This is a genomic window from Streptomyces sp. NRRL B-1140 (assembly GCF_001280065.1).
Classification (GTDB): Bacteria; Actinomycetota; Actinomycetes; order Streptomycetales; family Streptomycetaceae; genus Streptomyces.
On sequence record NZ_LGEA01000136.1, the window covers coordinates 16,032 to 32,549 of the forward strand.

The window sequence follows — 16,518 nt, forward strand, 5'->3', positions numbered from 1 at the left end:
CCGTTGTCCACAGGCCGGAGGTCGTCCACAGGCCCGCCCGGCTGTCGGCGGCGGTCTGCATCATGGATCCATGACCGCGATCGAGCAGTTGCCGACCCGAGTGACGACCGAGACACACAACACCGGCTGGATGGGCGGTACTCCGTGCCACGAGCCGAACACCGCGATACGAGACGCCGGAAGGGCGATGGCGAACGACCGTGGGAGATCCGAGCCGAGAGGTGCCCGAGGGTCAGAGCCGCGAGGCGGCTGAGGGTAAGAGCCGCGAGGCGCCTGAGGGCCCGGTCCGTCGTGGAGGCCGGTCCTACCGTTCCCCTGCCCCGGCCCCTGACTGCTTCCACCGGCGCACCGCATACGCGACGACCCCCACCACCAGCACCCCCGCGCCCACGACGACCGACACCCCGGGAAGCGAGAACGCCAGCACCGCGCACCCGGCCAGCCCCACCGCCGGCACCACCCTCGCAGACCACGCCGAAGACAGGGTCCAGGCCGACGCGTTGGCCACGGCGTAGTACGCCAGCACACCGAAGGAGGAGAACCCGATCGCGCCCCGGACGTCCACCGTGGCCGCCAGGACCGCCACCACCGCACCCACGGCCAGCTCCGCCCGGTGCGGCACCTGGAACCGCGGATGCACAGAGGCCAGCGCCCTCGGCAGATGCCGGTCCCGTGCCATGGCAAGCGTCGTCCGCGACACCCCCAGGATCAGCGCCAGCAGCGACCCCAGCGCGGCCACGGCGGCACCCACCCGCACCACCGGCACGAGCCAAGGCGCCCCCGCGGCCCGCACCGCATCGGCCAGCGGTGCAGTAGCGGCCCCGAGCCCACTCGACCCCAGTACCGAAAGGACAGCCACCGCGACACACAGGTAGACCACCAGGGCGATGCCCAGCGCCAGCGGGATCGCACGCGGAATGGTCCGTGCCGGATCCCGCACCTCCTCGCCGAGGGTCGCGATCCGGGCGTACCCCGCGAAGGCGAAGAACAGCAGACCTGCCGCCTGCAGCACCCCGTCCGCCCCGCCCGAGGCCCCGATGTCCAGCCGCCCGGCGTCGGACTCACCGGATGCCAGACACACGAGCACCACACATGCGAGGACCGCCAGGACGAGCGCCACGATCAGCCGCGTCAGCCAGGCGGACTTCTGTACACCGCCGTAGTTCACCGCGGTCAGCGCCACGACGGCCGCGACCGCCACCGCGTGCGCCTGCTCCGGCCACACGTACGTGCCCACGGTGAGCGCCATCGCCGCACAGGAGGCCGTCTTCCCGACCACGAACGACCAGCCCGCGAGATACCCCCAGAACTCCCCGAGCCGCTCCCGCCCGTACACATAGGTACCGCCCGAGGCCGGATAAAGGGCGGCGAGGCGAGCCGACGACATGGCGTTGCAGTACGCGACCACAGCGGCCACGGCCAGCCCGAGGAGCAGCCCGGAGCCGGCGGCGTGCGCGGCCGGTGCGAGGGCGGCGAAGATCCCCGCTCCCACCATCGAGCCGAGTCCGATGACGACGGCGTCGCCCACACCGAGCGTGCGGCGCAGTCCAGGGCCGGAGGCTGTCATGCGTCGCACCCTACTGATCAGTGCAACCGGCGGGCGTGGCCGGGGCGTCCTTGCGACCAAGACGGCGTGACCGTTCGGGGCGAGGAGGCCGCGCGCGGGACGCCCGACGTACGACGCACGGGCCGGGCCTGCCGAAAGCAAGATCACATGTCCGAAACCGTGCGGGCACAGCGTGAAAGGGCAGGTTCACGGCATGACCATCATCAGCTGGATCATCCTGGGACTGTTGGCAGGAGCCATCGCGAAGTTCCTGCTGCCCGGGCGCGACCCGGGTGGCCTCATCGGCACGACCCTGATCGGCGTCGCGGGCGCGTTCATCGGCGGCTGGATCTCGGCCCGCTGGATGGACCACCCGATCACCAAGGACTTCTACGACGGTGCGACCTGGGCAGCGGCGATCGGTGGATCGCTCGTCCTCCTGATCGCCTACCGCCTCCTGTTCGGCAACTCGCGGGACTGACGCGCCCGCCGGCGCAAGCCGGCAGACGAGAAGGGTGGGCACCGCCGGTGCGCACCCTTCCCATGTCCGTCGAGGCGTGGGGGCCGGGAGGCCGGACCTACCGGTAGTTCACGAACTGCAGGGCGAAGTCGAAGTCCTTGCTCTTCAACAGGGCGATGACGGCCTGCAGATCGTCACGGTTCTTGGAGCTGACCCGCAGCTCCTCGCCCTGCACCTGCGCCTTCACGCCCTTGGGGCCCTCGTCGCGGATGGTCTTCGCCACCTTCTTCGCGTTCTCCTGGGAGATGCCCTCCTTGATCGACGAGAAGATCTTGTACTCCTTGCCGGAGAGCTGGGGCTCGCCCGCCTCCAGGGCCTTCAGCGAGATGCCCCGCTTGATCAGCTTGGACTGGAAGACGTCGAGGATGGCCTTCACCCGGTCCTCGGAGTTCGCCTCCATGAGGATCTGCTCACCGGACCACGAGATCGAGGCACCCACGCCCTTGAAGTCGTAGCGCTGCGAGATCTCCTTGGCGGCCTGGTTGAGTGCGTTGTCGACCTCCTGCCGCTCGACCTTCGAGACGATGTCGAAACTGGAGTCGGCCATGTCCTGTGGCTCCTTGTATCGGGTTGCGTATCGTGCGTACCGGCGTGGTGGGCGGTCGCAGGGCCCGGTCGGGTCCCGGGCCGCATCCGGACCAGCCTAGCCACCCGCGGCCCTCCGAGCGCTGATCAATCGGGTGGCGAAGCACCCCTCGGCATCAGGTATTGTTTACGTCGTTGCCACGGAGCGCCGCGAAAGAGCGGCTCGAAGGGCAGCAACCCCGGCGGTGTGCCCGAGCGGCCAAAGGGAGCAGACTGTAAATCTGCCGGCTCAGCCTTCCCAGGTTCGAATCCTGGCGCCGCCACACTGGGGAAGACCCCCTCTGATCAGATTGTGGATCTGATCAGAGGGGGTCTCTCGTTGTGTGCTCCAGGTCAGTCCAGTCCCCCAGATGTCCCCCGGAGCCCCAGGGCATCCCCTGGCCTCCCCGGGCGTGAGCATGATCACTACACCTCGCCGGACCGTCAGGCATGAGCGCGTCAGATACGCTGCCGCCTCTTGTAACGGCACCCTTCTGAAGAGGTGTAATGAAAACAGTCAGACGGACCGTCGCGGTGGCCACGCTCGTGGGGGCGCTGGGGCTTTCGGTGCTGAACGCGCCGACCGCTCAAGCGGCGGACACCGGTATCACCGTGTCGGACATCGTCATCAACAACGGCAAGCCGATCGTCGTCGGCACGTCGAAGGTGGTGGAGCCGCCCATCAGCTTCAACATCGCACTGCCCTCCGGGTACAGCACCGCGGACCCCTCCCGGTACGACGCGTACCCCTTCCTCTACCGCGGCACCATCAAGACGGCGGCCGACACGGGTGAGAACTTCATCCAGCCGGGCGGCTACACCTGCTTCGAGATCGACGCCAAGCACGCTCGCTGCGAGGGCAACCTCTACATCGACCCGCACCCGAGCCAGGAGCACGTCGACTCCAACAGTGACGCCACCAGTTGGAAAGTCGGCGTTTCGCTCAAGCTCTGGAAGGCCGACGGCGGGCTGAAGACCGGGGAACTGGAGACGCGGTCCGCGACCGTCCAGCTGAAGCGCGCGGCCAAGGCCACCACCAACGCCTCGCCGGAGCCGGTCACCAAGGGCAAGACGATCACCGTCACGGGCAAGCTGACCCGGGCGAACTGGAGCACGAAGAAGTACGACGCCTACAGCGGCCGTACGGTCAGCCTCCAGTTCCGCGCCAAGGGCACCGACAGCTACAAGACGCTGAAGAAGGCCACCACCAGCAGCACCGGGGGACTGAAGACCACGGTCACCGCCTCGGTCGACGGCTCCTTCCGCTGGGTGTACTACGGCAACTCCACGACCGGCGTGGCCACCAGCGCGGCGGACTACGTCGACGTGCGCTGACGCCCTTCGGTCATCGGGCGGGATTCGGGGGCTCAGTCCTCCCCGGCCCCACTATGTGCGCCGCACACCGGGAAAGCCCCCTCTCATCTCCGAAGAAGCAGATGAGAGGGGGCTTTCCCCATGCCCCTCAAAACAACGTTCCCTCACCTCGACGGCCACGTGCAGCGGACCGCATGACGGCCTCTGACCTGCCATTCCGTAGCGAAATGAGATGCGTTGGTACGCATGAGAAAGGCAAGGAGTTCCTCTCTCCTTGCCACTCTCAACGTATAGCGCATGGGGGGTCTTGCGGCAAGGCCCCTGTCGTACCGCACAATTTCCGGCCTGAAGTCAGAAACGGGCGAAAATTGGGGTCTGTCTTGATCGATGTGGTCATTGCCGGCGGTGGTCCGACCGGAATGATGCTGGCCGGAGAGCTGCGGCTGCACGGCGTGCGGGTGCTCGTGCTGGAGAAGGAGGCGGAGCCGGCCCCGTACGTTCGCGCCCTCGGCCTCCACGTGCGCAGCATCGAGATGCTCGACCAACGCGGGCTGCTGGAGCGCTTCCTCGCCGAGGGCAGCAAGCACCCGCTCGGCGGCTTCTTCGCCGGACTCGCCAAGCCGGCACCCGACCGGCTGGACACCGCGCACGGATACGTCCTCGGCATCCCGCAGCCCGTCACCGACCGCCTGCTGACCGAGCACGCTGCCGAGGTCGGGGCCGAGATCCGGCGCGGCTGCGAACTGGTCGGACTCGGCCAGGACGACGACGGTGTGACGGCCGAGCTGGCCGATGGCACGCGGCTGCGCTCCCGCTACCTCGTCGGGTGCGACGGCGGCCGCAGCACGGTGCGCAAACTGCTCGGCGTCGGTTTCCCCGGCGAGCCCTCCAGGGTCGAGACGCTGATGGGTGAAATGGAGGTCGCCGCCTCACCGGAGGAACTGGCGGCCGTGATGGCCGAAGTCCGCAAAACCCACTTCCGGTTCGGCGCCATGCCGGTCAGGGACGGGGTCCACCGCGTCATCGTGCCCGCCGAGGGCGTGGCCGAGGACCGCTCGGCCCCGCCGACCTTCGAGGAATTCAGGGGGCAGCTGCGCAAGTTCGCCGGCACCGACCTCGGTGTGCACTCCCCGCGCTGGCTCTCCCGCTTCGGCGACGCCACGCGGCAGGCCGAGCGCTACCGCACCGGCCGGGTGCTGCTGGCCGGCGACGCCGCGCACGTCCACCCGCCGACCGGCGGGCAGGGGCTCAACCTCGGCCTGCAGGACGCCTTCAACCTCGGCTGGAAGCTGGCCGCCGAACTGCGCGGCTGGGCACCGGAGGGATTGCTGGACAGCTACCACACCGAACGCCATCCGGTGGGCGCCGCGGTGCTGGACAACACCCGCGCGCAGATGCACTTGCTGGCGCCCGAGCCGGGGTCGCAGGCCGTGCGCCGGCTCCTGGCGGAGCTGATGGACTTCGAGGAGGTGAACCGGCTCCTGATCGAGAAGGTCACCGCGATCGCCGTCCGCTACGACTGCGGCGAGGGCCATGAACTGCTCGGCCGGAGGCTGCGGGACGTGGCGTTGCGACGGGGCCGCCTCTACGAGCGGATGCGTGACGGCCGCGGTCTGCTGCTCGACCAGACCGGCGGCCGGCTGTCGGTGGCGGGCTGGTCGGACCGGATCGGCCACGTCGTCGACGTCAGCGAGGAACTCGACGTGCCCGCGGTGCTGCTGCGACCGGACGGACACGTGGCATGGGCCGGCGACGACCAGCAGGATCTGCTCGACCGGCTGCCGAGGTGGTTCGGGGCGGCGACCGGCTGACATGACGTCGTGCGGCCGGTGGGGCATGCGGGCGACCGGGCTCACCACCCCAGCGGCGCGCGCCCAGCGACGCCCCCTCATGCCCCGGACGCCAAAGGGGCCGTGACCGCCGGGGAGCTGCTCCGCGCGGCACACTGGCCCCATGTCCTCCCGCCGCAGACTCTGCCCCGAGTGCCGCCGTGAGATCGCCGTCGTCGCCGGGCGGTACGCACGCCACGACCCGCCCGGCGCCCGCGAGCACGGCGAACTCACCTCGTGCCCGGGCTCCCGCCGCCAGGCCCGCCCGGGCCCGGAGCAGCCGTCCCTGGACGGCTACACGGTCCCGGACTTCCCCGGCCAACTGCCCCTGTTCTAGATTTCTGCGAAGGGTCCCACGGGTCGTCGGCCGCGAACCTCAGTTCCCGGCCACCGACTTCACCGCCACGGACACCGGTACCGGACCGCTGATCAGCTCCAGGGTCAGCCCGGCGGTCGCCGACGTGTCCACCAACTCCGCCAGGACGGCGGCCACGTCGTCGCGCGGGATCGGACCGCGGCCCGTGCGCGCCTCCAGCCGTACGAGACCGGTGCCGGCGTCGTCGGTGAGCCGGCCGGGGCGCAGGATCGTCCAGTCCAGGGCGTCCAGGCCGCGCACGTACGCGTCCGCCTCGCCCTTGGCCCGCAGATACACGTCGAAGATCTCGTCACCCTGGTGACGCGGGTCGGCGCCCATGGACGACACGATCACGAAGCGCCGCACGCCCGCCCTCACCGCCGCGTCCGCGAAGAGGACCGCCGCCGCCTTGTCCACCGTGTCCTTGCGGGCCGCCCCGCTGCCAGGCCCCGCGCCCGCCGCGAAGACCGCGGCGTCGGCGCCCCTGAGCCGCTCCGCGACCTCGTCGACGGACGCCGACTCCAGGTCGAGCACAGCCGGTTCGGCACCGGCCTGTCGCAGCTCGTCGGCCTGTTCGGCCTTCCGGATGATCCCGACTGCTTCGTCCCCGCGCGCGGCGAGCAGCCGCTCCAGCCGCAACGCGATCTGACCATGACCACCAGCGATGACAATGCGCATGTCTTCGACCGTACGCCTCGACAGGACCCTCCGCCGCACGACTTGGGCCGCGTCCCACCGCCGGCCCGCGACACTTCCCCCCGCCCCAGGGCCCACCCCGGCCTACGACACCTCGCCCCGGCCCTGCCGCGGCAGCCCCAGTTCGACCGAGGCCGCCGAACTGCAGTACTCGCGCACCGCGCTGGTCCGCGCCACCACGCGCCCCTGGTGCACGACGATGCGGCTGTAGGCCAGGGACAGCACCCCCGCGAGCCGCTCCCCGCGCACCGCGAGCAGCTCCGCCGGGAAACCCGCCTCCACCCGCACCTCCGGCAGCCCCAGCACCGCCCGCGCCGAGGAGCTCACCGCGTCGTACGCCTCCTCGGGCGGCAACCCGTAGCGCGAGGCCAGCAGGAAGGCCGCCTCCAGGGGGTCTCCGCGTCCCACCGGGTTGGACACGTCCCGCAGCGCCCCGCTCCCGGCGGCCACCCGCACCCCGGCCGCGCGCAGCAGCCGTACCGGAGCCGCCCCGCGCCGGTCGACGCCGCCGCAGCCGCCCTGCGGCAGGCACGCCACGGCCACCCCGGCGGCCGCGAGCTGGTCGGCCGTCCGCGAGGCCACCTCGGAGGGCAGGCGGCCGAGGTCGCCGCACGGGCCGAGTGTCACCCCGGGGCGCAGTCCGCCCGCCATCGCGGCGAGCCGGGCGAGCCGGGCCGGGTCCCCGGCGTCCGTGTGCAGGTCGACGGGACAGCCGTGCTCGGAGGCCATCTCCAGGACCGCCTCCACGTACCCCGCCGGATCCGGGTCGAGGTCCGGCCGGCCGCCCACCACCGAGGCGCCCATCTTCACCGCGTCCCGCAGCATCGCCAGCCCGTCCGCGCCGGCCACCCCGGTCAGCACCCGGGGCATCGCCACCGTCGTCAGCTCCGCGAGCCCGCGCAGTGCCCGCCGCGCCTGCAGCACGGCCGTCAGCGCGCCGAGACCCTGGACGTCACCCACGCGCACGTGCGCCCGCAGCGCCGTCGCCCCGTGCCCGAGCTGGAGCAGTGCGGCCTCCGTGGCCCGGCGCTGCACGTCCTGCGGCTCGTAGGAGACGGGCCCCTCGGTGTCGGCCGACAGGGCCGTGTCGGCGTGGGCGTGTGGCTCGGCAGGGGCCGGCAGCAGCAGATAGCCGCTGAGGTCCACCCGTGCCCCGCACGCGCGCGTGCGGCCCGCTCCCAGGCTGCCGGCCGTGCCGACCGCCTCGATGCGCCCGCCGCACAGCCGTACGTCCACGGTCCGGCCGTCGGTGAGCCGCGCCCCGCACAGCAGCAGCGACGACGGGTCGGCCGGACCCGGCGAGGACGACGGGGGCGGTGGTGGCTGCGGCCGGCTGTCGGGCATCGCACTCCAGGGGCTCGGGCTGCGCACGGGAGGACGCGTGATCACGCAGAGTGAGACGAGCCTAGGACGGCCTCACGCAACTGTCGGGGAGGAGCGCAATAGTCGTACTGGCGTGGTCCGCCCGTGGTGCGCCCACCGTCAGACCGGGTCCGTTCTGGGGCGGGAGGCGTTCACGGGGCTGCCGGGAGGACGGTTCGAGCGCCCGGGGCGGGGGCCTCGAAACGGATTTGGGCGAACGGCGGCCGAGCGTGTAATGTCTTCATCGCTCGCCCCAATAGCTCAGTCGGCAGAGCGTCTCCATGGTAAGGAGAAGGTCAACGGTTCGATTCCGTTTTGGGGCTCTGGTGTGACTGGTTCCGTCGAGAGGCGGAGCCGGACCACATCAAAGCGGTGTAGCTCAGTCGGTAGAGCAAGCGGCTCATAATCGCTGTGTCACCGGTTCAAGTCCGGTCACCGCTACTCTTAGTAGCCGATTGCGGGGTCGGTCCTTCGATCGGCTACTCTTTCTTGCGTTAAATAGTCCATCCGTTCGTCTTAGGAGCACTCACGTGGCTGCCACCGACGTCCGCCCGAAGATCACGCTGGCCTGCGTGGAGTGCAAGGAGCGGAACTACATCACCAAGAAGAACCGGCGTAACAACCCGGACCGTCTTGAGATGAAGAAGCACTGCCCGCGTTGCAACGCGCACACCGCGCACCGCGAGACGCGATAAATCAGGCTCGTACACGAGGCCGTTCCCGAGTGATCGGGGACGGCCTCGCGTCGTTGAGGTACCCGTACCGGTCAGTAGAGCTGCAGAGCTACCAGGAGGTGCCGAGCCATGGCGCTCGACCAGTCCTTCGTGGGGCGGACGTACCCGCCCACCGCGCCCTACGAGGTGGGCCGGGAGAAGATCCGTGAGTTCGCCGAGGCGGTCGGGGACGACAACCCGGCGTACACGGACGCGGAGGCCGCCAAGGCGCTCGGCCACCCCGACGTGATCGCTCCGCCGACCTTCGTCTTCGCGATCACCTTCAAGGCCGCGGGCCAGGTCGTCCAGGACCCGCAGCTCGGCCTGGACTACAGCCGCGTCGTGCACGGCGACCAGAAGTTCTCCTACCGCCGCCCGGTCCGCGCCGGCGACCGGCTCTCGGTCACCTCGACCATCGAGGCGATCAAGTCTCTCGCGGGCAACGACATCGTGGACATCCGCGGCGAGGTGCACGACGAGGCCGGCGAGCACGTCGTGACCGCCTGGACCAAGCTCGTGGCCCGCGCGGCCGAGGAGGCGTGAGCGACCCATGACCGCGAAGATCTCCTACGCCGACGTCGAGGTCGGCACCGAACTGCCCGCCCGGACCTTCCCCGTGACCCGCGAGACCCTCGTCAAGTACGCGGGTGCCTCCGGTGACTTCAACCCGATCCACTGGAACGAGAAGTTCGCCAAGGAGGTCGGCCTGCCGGACGTCATCGCGCACGGCATGTTCACCATGGCCGAGGCGATCCGGGTGGTCACCGACTGGACCGGCGATCCGGGCGCGGTCGTCGAGTACGGCGTCCGCTTCACCAAGCCGGTCGTGGTCCCGAACGACGACCAGGGCGCCGTGATCGAGGTGGCCGGCAAGGTCGCCGTCAAGCTCGACGACAACACCGTCCGCGTGGACCTGACGGCGACCAGCGCCGGGCAGAAGGTCCTCGGCATGTCCCGGGCGGTCGTCCGGCTGGCCTGAGGCGGTTCGCGACATCACGTGATGCGCGACATCACGTGATGCACAGCAACACGTAAGGGGCGCTCGCCGCAGCGGGGCGCCCCTTACGCATCGAGGGAGCCAAGCACCGCTTGACAGAGTTAGTGATTGAGTACTAACTTCACTTTCATGGCCAGGATGAGTGCGGAAGAGCGACGCGAGAGCGTCATCCGGGCGGCGACGACCGAGTTCGCCCGCGGCGGCTACCACGGCACCTCGACCGAGGCGATCGCCCGCCGGGTCGGCGTCTCGCAGCCGTATCTCTTCCGGCTGTTCCCGGGCAAGAAGGCGATCTTCCTGGCGGCTGCCGAGCGGTGCGTCGAGGACACCATCCGGATGTTCGCGGAGGCGGCCGAAGGGCTGGATGGCGAGGAAGCCCGCCATGCCATGGGCGGGGCGTACATCGAGACCATCTCCGAGCAGCCCGAGCGGCTGATGATGCAGATGCAGATGTATCTCGCCGTGGCGGCCGCCGAGGAGGAGGGGGACCACGAGTTCGGTGAGGCCGTGCGTGCGGGCTGGATGCGGCTGTGGGACACCATCCACCTGCCGCTGGGCGCCGACGCTCACGAGACGACGACGTTCCTCGCGCAGGGCATGCTGATCAACTGCCTGGTGGCCATGGGTTTCCCGGCCGAGCACCGGGTCTGGGCGGGGCTGGGTGCGCCGGAGTCGGACGGCTGACACAGCAAGGTGAGGAGTCAGGCCCTTTTCATGACCTCGAAAGTTAGTAATCAATAACTAATCGATCACGGCACACACTCCATGGGGGAGCGATGTCACAGCAGACCGCACGTCGCGGGGGAGCCGCCTGGGCCCTCGTCATCACCAGCGTCGCCGGGTTCATGGCGGCCCTCGACAACCTCGTCGTCACCACCGCCCTGCCCTCCATCCGCGAGGATCTGGGCGGCGGACTGCACGACCTGGAATGGACGGTGAGCGCCTACACGCTCACCTTCGCCGTCCTGCTGATGTTCGGCGCGGCCCTCGGCGACCGCTTCGGCCGCCGCAGGCTGTTCACCGCCGGGCTCACCGTCTTCACCGGCGCCTCCGCCGCCGCGGCCATGGCACCCGGCATCGACTCCCTGATCGCCGCCCGGGCGGTCCAGGGCGCGGGTGCGGCGGTGATGATGCCGCTGACGCTCACCCTGCTCACCGCCGCAGTACCCGCCGCCAAGCGAGGCATGGCGTACGGCATCTGGGGCGCGGTCAACGGACTCGCCGTGGCATCCGGGCCGCTCGTCGGCGGCTCCCTGACCGAACACATCTCCTGGCAGTGGATCTTCTGGCTGAACGTCCCGCTCGGCCTGGCCCTGCTCCCGCTCGCCCGCCTGCGCCTCGCCGAGTCCCACGGCACCGGAGCCCCGCTCGACGTCCCCGGCACCCTGCTCGCCAGCAGCGGTCTCTTCGGCATCGTCTACGGCCTGGTCCGCGGCCCCGTCGACGGCTGGACCGGCGGCATGGTCCTCACGGGCCTCTTCGCCGGCACCGCGCTGCTGACCGGCTTCGTCCTCTACAGCGTCCGCGCCAAGAACCCCATGCTCCCGATGCGGCTGTTCCGCTCCCGGGCGTTCGCCGGCGTCAACGCGGCCAGCCTGCTGATGTTCCTCGGCATGTTCGGCTCGATCTTCCTGCTCAGCCAGTACATGCAGGGCGTCCTCGGCTACTCGCCCACGGAGGCGGGCCTGAGGATGCTGCCCTGGACCGGCATGCCGATGCTGGTCGCCCCCATCGCCGGCCTCCTGGCCGACCGCATCGGCGGCCGCCCGGTCGTCGCCACGGGTCTGTTCCTGCAGGCCATGGGCCTCGGCTACATGTCGGTCGTGGCCACCACGGACGCCTCCTACGCCGCCCAGCTGCCCGCCCTGATCATCAGCGGCGTCGGCATGGCCCTGTTCTTCGCCCCCGCCTCCCATCTGGTGATGTCCAGCGTGCGGCCGTCGGAGCAGGGCATCGCCTCCGGTGCCAACAACGCCCTGCGCGAGGTGGGCGGGGCGCTCGGCATCGCCGTCATGGCCTCGATCTTCGCGGCCCAGGGCGGCTACGACACCGGCCAGACGTTCGTCGACGGCATGCGGCCCGCCCTGGTGACGGGGTCCGCGGTGGTCGCCCTCGCGGGCATCGCCGCCCTGCTGATACCGACCCGGCGGCACACCGAGCGGCAGGCGGCCCCGGCCGAACCGGCACCGGTACTGGAGACGGCCGCCCACTGACCCCCCAGGACCCCGACAAGGAGAAGCGGCATGCCCACTCTTCCCTGGACCGTCCCGAACACCCCGCCCCACGACACCGAGGTGCACGTCTTCGCCTCCCGCTTCGAGACCCGCACGCTGTGGGGAGCGCTGAAGTTCCTCGCCGGGACGCCCGCCGTCTGGCGGCAGGTCCGCCGCAGCCCCGGCGCCTACGGAGCGACCCTGAGGGCGAAGCCCCTGAAGCGCACCTTCTGGACCCTGTCGGCCTGGGAGTCCAAGGACGCGCTGCACGCCTTCGTCCGCGCCGGTGCCCACGGCCCGGCCTCCCGGGGCCTGGCCCCGCAGATGAAGGACGCGGCCTTCACCACCTGGCAGGTGAGCAGCGACGACCTCCCCCTCTCCTGGTCCGAGGCGCTCCGCCGCCTGTCCTGACAAGCACCACGCGCGCGTGCGGCCCCGTCCTCCGGGAACGGGGCCGCACGCACGTGTGCCCGGCGCCGTCAGTGCCGTCTCGTACGCTTGGGCCCGTGCAGGAACTCCACGACGCCCCCCTCGCCCCGCTGACGACCTTCCGGCTGGGCGGCCCCGCGACCCGGCTGCTCACCGCCACGACGGACGACGAGGTGATCGCCGCCGTCCGCGAAGCCGACGAGGCGGGCACCCCGCTGCTGCTCATCGGCGGCGGCTCCAACCTGGTCATCGGCGACAAGGGCTTCGACGGCACCGCCCTCGTCATCGCCACGAAGGGCTTCTCCCTCGACGGCACGAGCCTGGAGCTCGCGGCCGGTGAGATCTGGACCGACGCGGTCGCCCGTACGGTCGAGGCGGGCCTGGCGGGCATTGAATGCCTGGCCGGCATCCCCGGCTCGGCGGGCGCGACCCCCATCCAGAACGTCGGAGCGTACGGCCAGGAGGTCTCCGCCACGATCACCGAGGTCGTCGCCTACGACCGCCGCACCGGCGACACGGTCACGCTGGCCAACGAGGACTGCGCCTTCTCCTACCGCCACAGCCGCTTCAAGTCCGACCCCGAGCGGTACGTGGTCCTGCGTGTCCGCTTCTCCCTGGAGGACGCCGAGGGCCTGTCCGCCCCCCTCCGGTACGCCGAGACGGCCCGTGCCCTCGGTGTGGAACCGGGCGATCGCGTCCCCCTCGCGCAGGCCCGTGAGACGGTGCTCAAGCTGCGCGCCGGCAAGGGCATGGTCCTGGACCCCGAGGACCACGACACCTGGTCGGCGGGCTCCTTCTTCACCAACCCGATCCTCACGGACACGGACTTCGAGACGTTCCGCACCCGCGTCCGCGACCGGCTCGGCGACGGGGTGGAGCCCCCGGCGTACCCGGCCGGCGAGGGCCGCACCAAGACCTCCGCGGCCTGGCTGATCGACAAGTCCGGCTTCACCAAGGGCTACGGCGACGGCCCGGCCCGCATCTCCACCAAGCACACCCTGGCGCTGACGAACCGCGGCAGCGCGACGACCGAGGACCTCCTCGCGCTGGCCCGCGAGGTCGTGGCCGGCGTCCACGAGGCGTTCGGCATCACCCTGGTCAACGAGCCGGTGACGGTGGGAGTCAGCCTGTAGGTACCCGGCGTCGGGGCTGAGATCGGGTGGGTCCGCGGCCCCGGCGGAACGGGGTGCCTCCCCCGAGCTCTCGGCTTCGCTCGAGCAGGGGGGACCCCCACGCCCACCCGTGCCGCCCCAGGCGGCACGCATGCCCGCAGGCTGAGCGGACCTGCACCCACGTACGGCGCGGCCCCGACCCACCACCCCACGGAAGGCGAAGCCGCAGTCAGCCGGTCAGCCAGTCGTCCACCCCCGCCAGCAGCCTCGTCTTCACATCCTCCGGCGCCGCCGACCCCCGCACCGACTGCCGCGCCACCTCCGCCAGCTCCGCGTCCGTGAACCCGTGATGCCGCCGCGCGATCTCGTACTGCGCCGCCAGCCGCGACCCGAACAGCAACGGATCGTCCGCGCCCAGCGCAAGCGGCACCCCCGCCTCGAACAACGTCCGCAGCGGCACGTCCTCCGGCTTCTCGTACACCCCCAGCGCCACGTTCGACGCCGGGCACACCTCACACGTCACCTGCCGGTCCGCGAGCCGCTTCATCAGCCGGGGATCCTCCGCCGCGCGCACCCCGTGCCCCACCCGGTTCGCCCCGAGGTCGTCCAGACAGTCCCGCACCGACGACGGCCCGGCCAGCTCACCCCCGTGCGGCGCCGACAGCAACCCGGCCTCACGCGCGATCCCGAACGCCCGGTCGAAGTCCCGCGCCATCCCCCGCCGCTCGTCGTTCGACAGCCCGAACCCGACGACCCCCCGGTCCGCGTACCGAGCCGCAAGCCGGGCCAGCGTCCGCGCGTCCAGCGGGTGCTTCATCCGGTTCGCCGCGACCAGGACCCGCATCCCGAGCCCGGTCTCCCGGGACGTCGTCTCCACCGCGTCCAGAATGATCTCCAGCGCCGGGATCAGCCCGCCCAGTCGTGGCGCGTACGACGTCGGGTCGACCTGGATCTCCAGCCACCCGGACCCGTCCCGCAGATCCTCCTCCGCGGCCTCACGCACCAGCCGCTGGATGTCCTCCGGCTCCCGCAGGCACGAACGCGCGGCGTCGTACAGCCGCTGGAAGCGGAACCAGCCCCGCTCGTCCGTCGCCCGCAGTCTCGGCGGCTCTCCGCCCACCAGCGCCTCGGTCAGCGCGTCGGGCAGCCGCACCCCGTGCTTGTCGGCCAGTTCCAGCACGGTCGAGGGCCGCATCGACCCGGTGAAGTGCAGGTGCAGATGGGCTTTCGGCAGATCAGAGACATCACGTTCACGCTCCATCCCAGGATCCTGCCGCATGCCTCAGCAGTCACAACAGCGTTTTCCCCGAACGTGGTCTTGCTCGCACACGCACACGGCAAAGCACACGACAGAGCGGGCCGCTCCCCGCAAGGGGAACGGCCCGCTCAGCCGACTCAGGTGAGGAGGCCGGATCAGTCCCTGGCCTCCGCCAGCAGCTTCTGGATCCGGCTCACGCCCTCGACCAGGTCCTCGTCGCCCAGCGCGTAGGACAGCCGCAGGTATCCGGGCGTGCCGAACGCCTCACCCGGCACCACCGCGACCTCGGACTCCTCGAGGATCAGCGCGGCCAGCTCGACCGTGTCCTTGGGCCGCTTGCCCCGGATCTCCTTGCCGATCAGCGCCTTCACCGACGGGTACGCGTAGAACGCCCCCTCCGGCTCCGGGCACAGCACGCCGTCGATCTCGTTCAGCATCCGCACGATGGTCTTGCGGCGCCGGTCGAAGGCCTCGCGCATCTTCGCCACGGCGTCCAGCTCACCGGAGACGGCGGCCAGCGCGGCCGCCTGGGCGACGTTGGACACGTTGGACGTGGCGTGCGACTGCAGGTTCGTCGCGGCCTTGACGACATCCTTCGGGCCGATGATCCACCCGACACGCCAGCCGGTCATCGCGTACGTCTTCGCGACGCCGTTCACCACGACGCACTTGTCGCGCAGCTCGGGCAGCACCGCCGGCAGCGACACGGCGGAGGCGTCCCCGTAGACCAGGTGCTCGTAGATCTCGTCCGTCAGCACCCACAGGCCGTGCTCGACGGCCCAGCGGCCGATCGCCTCGGTCTCCTGCTCGCTGTAGACCGCGCCGGTCGGGTTGGACGGCGAGACGAAGAGGACGACCTTCGTCTTCTCCGTGCGGGCCGCCTCCAGCTGCTCGACGGTCACCCGGTAGCCGGTGGTCTCGTCGGCGACGACCTCCACCGGGACACCGCCGGCCAGCCGGATCGACTCCGGGTACGTCGTCCAGTACGGCGCGGGCACGATGACCTCGTCGCCCGGGTCGAGGATCGCGGCGAAGGCCTCGTAGATGGCCTGCTTGCCGCCGTTGGTGACCAGGATCTCCGAGACGTCCGGCTCGTAGCCCGAGTCACGCAGGGTCTTCGCGGCGATCGCGGCCTTCAGCTCGGGCAGGCCGCCGGCCGGCGTGTAGCGGTGGAACTTCGGGTTCGAGCAGGCCTCGATCGCGGCCTGGACGATGTAGTCCGGGGTCGGGAAGTCCGGCTCACCGGCGCCGAAGCCGATCACCGGACGCCCGGCGGCCTTGAGGGCCTTGGCCTTGGCGTCCACGGCGAGGGTGGCGGACTCGGAGATCGCGCCGACTCGGGCGGAGACCCGGCGCTCGGTGGGAGGGGTTGCAGCGCTCATGGGCCCATCGTTTCAGACCGGAAACGCGCGCGGCACGGGGGTTTCACAGACTGAACAACGTCGGGCAAACCCTTGAACAACCGTGCGGATCACCCACTCGGCCTGGGCGATCTTCAGCGGATTCACGTCAGCCCGGCCCCGGTTCCGCAGGCGATCTTCCGCCAACGGGCCCTCCCGCGGGCCCTTTCTGTTCGACGACCGGCCTCGGAGCACGTACACTCTCACCTC

The 16,518-nt window shown here is 70.8% G+C and carries 17 protein-coding genes and 3 tRNA genes; 14 read left to right on the forward strand and 6 right to left on the reverse strand.

The annotated features are described in order from the left end of the window. Nucleotides 1–304: 304 nt before the first annotated feature. Complete coding sequence (locus ADK65_RS31900) at nt 305–1,567, reverse strand: APC family permease (protein WP_053674487.1); 1,263 nt, start codon at nt 1,565–1,567, stop codon at nt 305–307. Between the two features lie 193 nt (nt 1,568–1,760). Here ADK65_RS31900 and ADK65_RS31905 point away from each other — a divergent pair, with 193 nt between their 5' ends. Next, nucleotides 1,761–2,027, forward strand: a complete 267-nt coding sequence (locus ADK65_RS31905) for a GlsB/YeaQ/YmgE family stress response membrane protein (RefSeq protein ID WP_053674488.1) — start codon at nt 1,761–1,763, stop codon at nt 2,025–2,027. Between the two features lie 97 nt (nt 2,028–2,124). Here ADK65_RS31905 and ADK65_RS31910 read toward each other — a convergent pair whose 3' ends face one another. Beyond that, nucleotides 2,125–2,613, reverse strand: coding sequence for a YajQ family cyclic di-GMP-binding protein (locus ADK65_RS31910; RefSeq protein ID WP_053674489.1), 489 nt, complete (start codon nt 2,611–2,613; stop codon nt 2,125–2,127). Nucleotides 2,614–2,832: 219 nt separating this feature from the next. Between ADK65_RS31910 and ADK65_RS31915 the strand changes: the two genes are divergently transcribed. From ADK65_RS31915 to ADK65_RS31930, 4 genes are all read left to right on the forward strand, one after another. After that, a tRNA-Tyr gene (locus ADK65_RS31915) sits at nt 2,833–2,914 on the forward strand. A gap of 223 nt (nt 2,915–3,137) precedes the next feature. After that, on the forward strand, nt 3,138–3,965 hold the full coding sequence (locus tag ADK65_RS31920; RefSeq protein WP_053674490.1) for a hypothetical protein: 828 nt from the start codon (nt 3,138–3,140) through the stop codon (nt 3,963–3,965). A 359-nt stretch (nt 3,966–4,324) separates the two neighbouring features. After that, nucleotides 4,325–5,755, forward strand: coding sequence for a rifampin monooxygenase (rox, locus tag ADK65_RS31925; protein WP_053674491.1), 1,431 nt, complete (start codon nt 4,325–4,327; stop codon nt 5,753–5,755). A gap of 142 nt (nt 5,756–5,897) precedes the next feature. Further along, on the forward strand, nt 5,898–6,110 hold the full coding sequence (locus tag ADK65_RS31930) for a hypothetical protein (protein ID WP_053674492.1): 213 nt from the start codon (nt 5,898–5,900) through the stop codon (nt 6,108–6,110). Between the two features lie 39 nt (nt 6,111–6,149). On the opposite strand, the gene ADK65_RS31935 is transcribed toward ADK65_RS31930, so the two are convergent. Together ADK65_RS31935 and ADK65_RS31940 are read right to left on the reverse strand one after the other, a co-directional pair. After that, nucleotides 6,150–6,806, reverse strand: a complete 657-nt coding sequence (locus tag ADK65_RS31935; protein ID WP_053674493.1) for an NAD(P)H-binding protein — start codon at nt 6,804–6,806, stop codon at nt 6,150–6,152. 102 nt (nt 6,807–6,908) lie between these two features. Continuing rightward, the gene (locus ADK65_RS31940; RefSeq protein ID WP_053674494.1) at nt 6,909–8,168 is read right to left on the reverse strand and encodes an amidohydrolase family protein; all 1,260 of its coding nucleotides are present in this window, start codon (nt 8,166–8,168) and stop codon (nt 6,909–6,911) included. Nucleotides 8,169–8,436: 268 nt separating this feature from the next. Here ADK65_RS31940 and ADK65_RS31945 point away from each other — a divergent pair. The 9 genes from ADK65_RS31945 (at nt 8,437) to ADK65_RS31985 (ending at nt 13,671) form a co-directional block, all read left to right on the forward strand. Continuing rightward, nucleotides 8,437–8,509 (forward strand) — tRNA-Thr (locus ADK65_RS31945). A gap of 45 nt (nt 8,510–8,554) precedes the next feature. After that, a tRNA-Met gene (locus ADK65_RS31950) sits at nt 8,555–8,627 on the forward strand. Nucleotides 8,628–8,716: 89 nt separating this feature from the next. After that, nucleotides 8,717–8,881: a 50S ribosomal protein L33 gene (gene rpmG / locus ADK65_RS31955; RefSeq protein ID WP_003948671.1), complete on the forward strand. Its 165-nt coding sequence runs from the start codon at nt 8,717–8,719 to the stop codon at nt 8,879–8,881. Nucleotides 8,882–8,989: 108 nt separating this feature from the next. Then, entirely contained in the window at nt 8,990–9,442 is a 453-nt protein-coding gene (locus ADK65_RS31960) for a MaoC family dehydratase N-terminal domain-containing protein (protein WP_053674495.1), read from the forward strand. Nucleotides 9,443–9,449: 7 nt separating this feature from the next. Then, nucleotides 9,450–9,878 (forward strand): MaoC family dehydratase, encoded by a 429-nt coding sequence (locus ADK65_RS31965; protein ID WP_053674496.1) that lies wholly within the window; start codon nt 9,450–9,452, stop codon nt 9,876–9,878. Between the two features lie 147 nt (nt 9,879–10,025). Continuing rightward, nucleotides 10,026–10,580, forward strand: a complete 555-nt coding sequence (locus tag ADK65_RS31970) for a TetR/AcrR family transcriptional regulator (protein ID WP_199825741.1) — start codon at nt 10,026–10,028, stop codon at nt 10,578–10,580. Between the two features lie 92 nt (nt 10,581–10,672). Next, a complete protein-coding gene (locus ADK65_RS31975) occupies nt 10,673–12,109 on the forward strand; it encodes an MFS transporter (RefSeq protein ID WP_053674498.1) in 1,437 nt (478 codons plus the stop codon). Between the two features lie 30 nt (nt 12,110–12,139). Continuing rightward, a complete protein-coding gene (locus ADK65_RS31980; protein ID WP_053674499.1) occupies nt 12,140–12,520 on the forward strand; it encodes a DUF3291 domain-containing protein in 381 nt (126 codons plus the stop codon). Nucleotides 12,521–12,615: 95 nt separating this feature from the next. Beyond that, a complete protein-coding gene (locus ADK65_RS31985; RefSeq protein ID WP_053674500.1) occupies nt 12,616–13,671 on the forward strand; it encodes a UDP-N-acetylmuramate dehydrogenase in 1,056 nt (351 codons plus the stop codon). Between the two features lie 208 nt (nt 13,672–13,879). Here the strand turns inward: ADK65_RS31985 and ADK65_RS31990 are convergent, their stop codons facing one another. Both ADK65_RS31990 and ADK65_RS31995 read right to left on the reverse strand, forming a co-directional pair. After that, nucleotides 13,880–14,911, reverse strand: coding sequence for an adenosine deaminase (locus ADK65_RS31990; RefSeq protein ID WP_053674501.1), 1,032 nt, complete (start codon nt 14,909–14,911; stop codon nt 13,880–13,882). A 152-nt stretch (nt 14,912–15,063) separates the two neighbouring features. Further along, on the reverse strand, nt 15,064–16,290 hold the full coding sequence (locus ADK65_RS31995) for a pyridoxal phosphate-dependent aminotransferase (protein WP_053674502.1): 1,227 nt from the start codon (nt 16,288–16,290) through the stop codon (nt 15,064–15,066). Between the last annotated feature and the right edge of the window lie 228 nt (nt 16,291–16,518).

What these genes read in the sequence shown, in the direction of transcription:
- ADK65_RS31900 (WP_053674487.1), bottom strand. Translation starts at nt 1,567, where the DNA reads ATGACAGCCTCCGGCCCTGGACTGCGCCGCACGCTCGGTGTGGGCGAC.
- ADK65_RS31905 (WP_053674488.1), top strand. Translation starts at nt 1,761, where the DNA reads ATGACCATCATCAGCTGGATCATCCTGGGACTGTTGGCAGGAGCCATC.
- ADK65_RS31910 (WP_053674489.1), bottom strand. Translation starts at nt 2,613, where the DNA reads ATGGCCGACTCCAGTTTCGACATCGTCTCGAAGGTCGAGCGGCAGGAG.
- ADK65_RS31920 (WP_053674490.1), top strand. Translation starts at nt 3,138, where the DNA reads ATGAAAACAGTCAGACGGACCGTCGCGGTGGCCACGCTCGTGGGGGCG.
- ADK65_RS31930 (WP_053674492.1), top strand. Translation starts at nt 5,898, where the DNA reads ATGTCCTCCCGCCGCAGACTCTGCCCCGAGTGCCGCCGTGAGATCGCC.
- ADK65_RS31935 (WP_053674493.1), bottom strand. Translation starts at nt 6,806, where the DNA reads ATGCGCATTGTCATCGCTGGTGGTCATGGTCAGATCGCGTTGCGGCTG.
- ADK65_RS31940 (WP_053674494.1), bottom strand. Translation starts at nt 8,168, where the DNA reads ATGCCCGACAGCCGGCCGCAGCCACCACCGCCCCCGTCGTCCTCGCCG.
- ADK65_RS31960 (WP_053674495.1), top strand. Translation starts at nt 8,990, where the DNA reads ATGGCGCTCGACCAGTCCTTCGTGGGGCGGACGTACCCGCCCACCGCG.
- ADK65_RS31965 (WP_053674496.1), top strand. Translation starts at nt 9,450, where the DNA reads ATGACCGCGAAGATCTCCTACGCCGACGTCGAGGTCGGCACCGAACTG.
- ADK65_RS31970 (WP_199825741.1), top strand. Translation starts at nt 10,026, where the DNA reads ATGGCCAGGATGAGTGCGGAAGAGCGACGCGAGAGCGTCATCCGGGCG.
- ADK65_RS31975 (WP_053674498.1), top strand. Translation starts at nt 10,673, where the DNA reads ATGTCACAGCAGACCGCACGTCGCGGGGGAGCCGCCTGGGCCCTCGTC.
- ADK65_RS31980 (WP_053674499.1), top strand. Translation starts at nt 12,140, where the DNA reads ATGCCCACTCTTCCCTGGACCGTCCCGAACACCCCGCCCCACGACACC.
- ADK65_RS31990 (WP_053674501.1), bottom strand. Translation starts at nt 14,911, where the DNA reads ATGGAGCGTGAACGTGATGTCTCTGATCTGCCGAAAGCCCATCTGCAC.
- ADK65_RS31995 (WP_053674502.1), bottom strand. Translation starts at nt 16,290, where the DNA reads ATGAGCGCTGCAACCCCTCCCACCGAGCGCCGGGTCTCCGCCCGAGTC.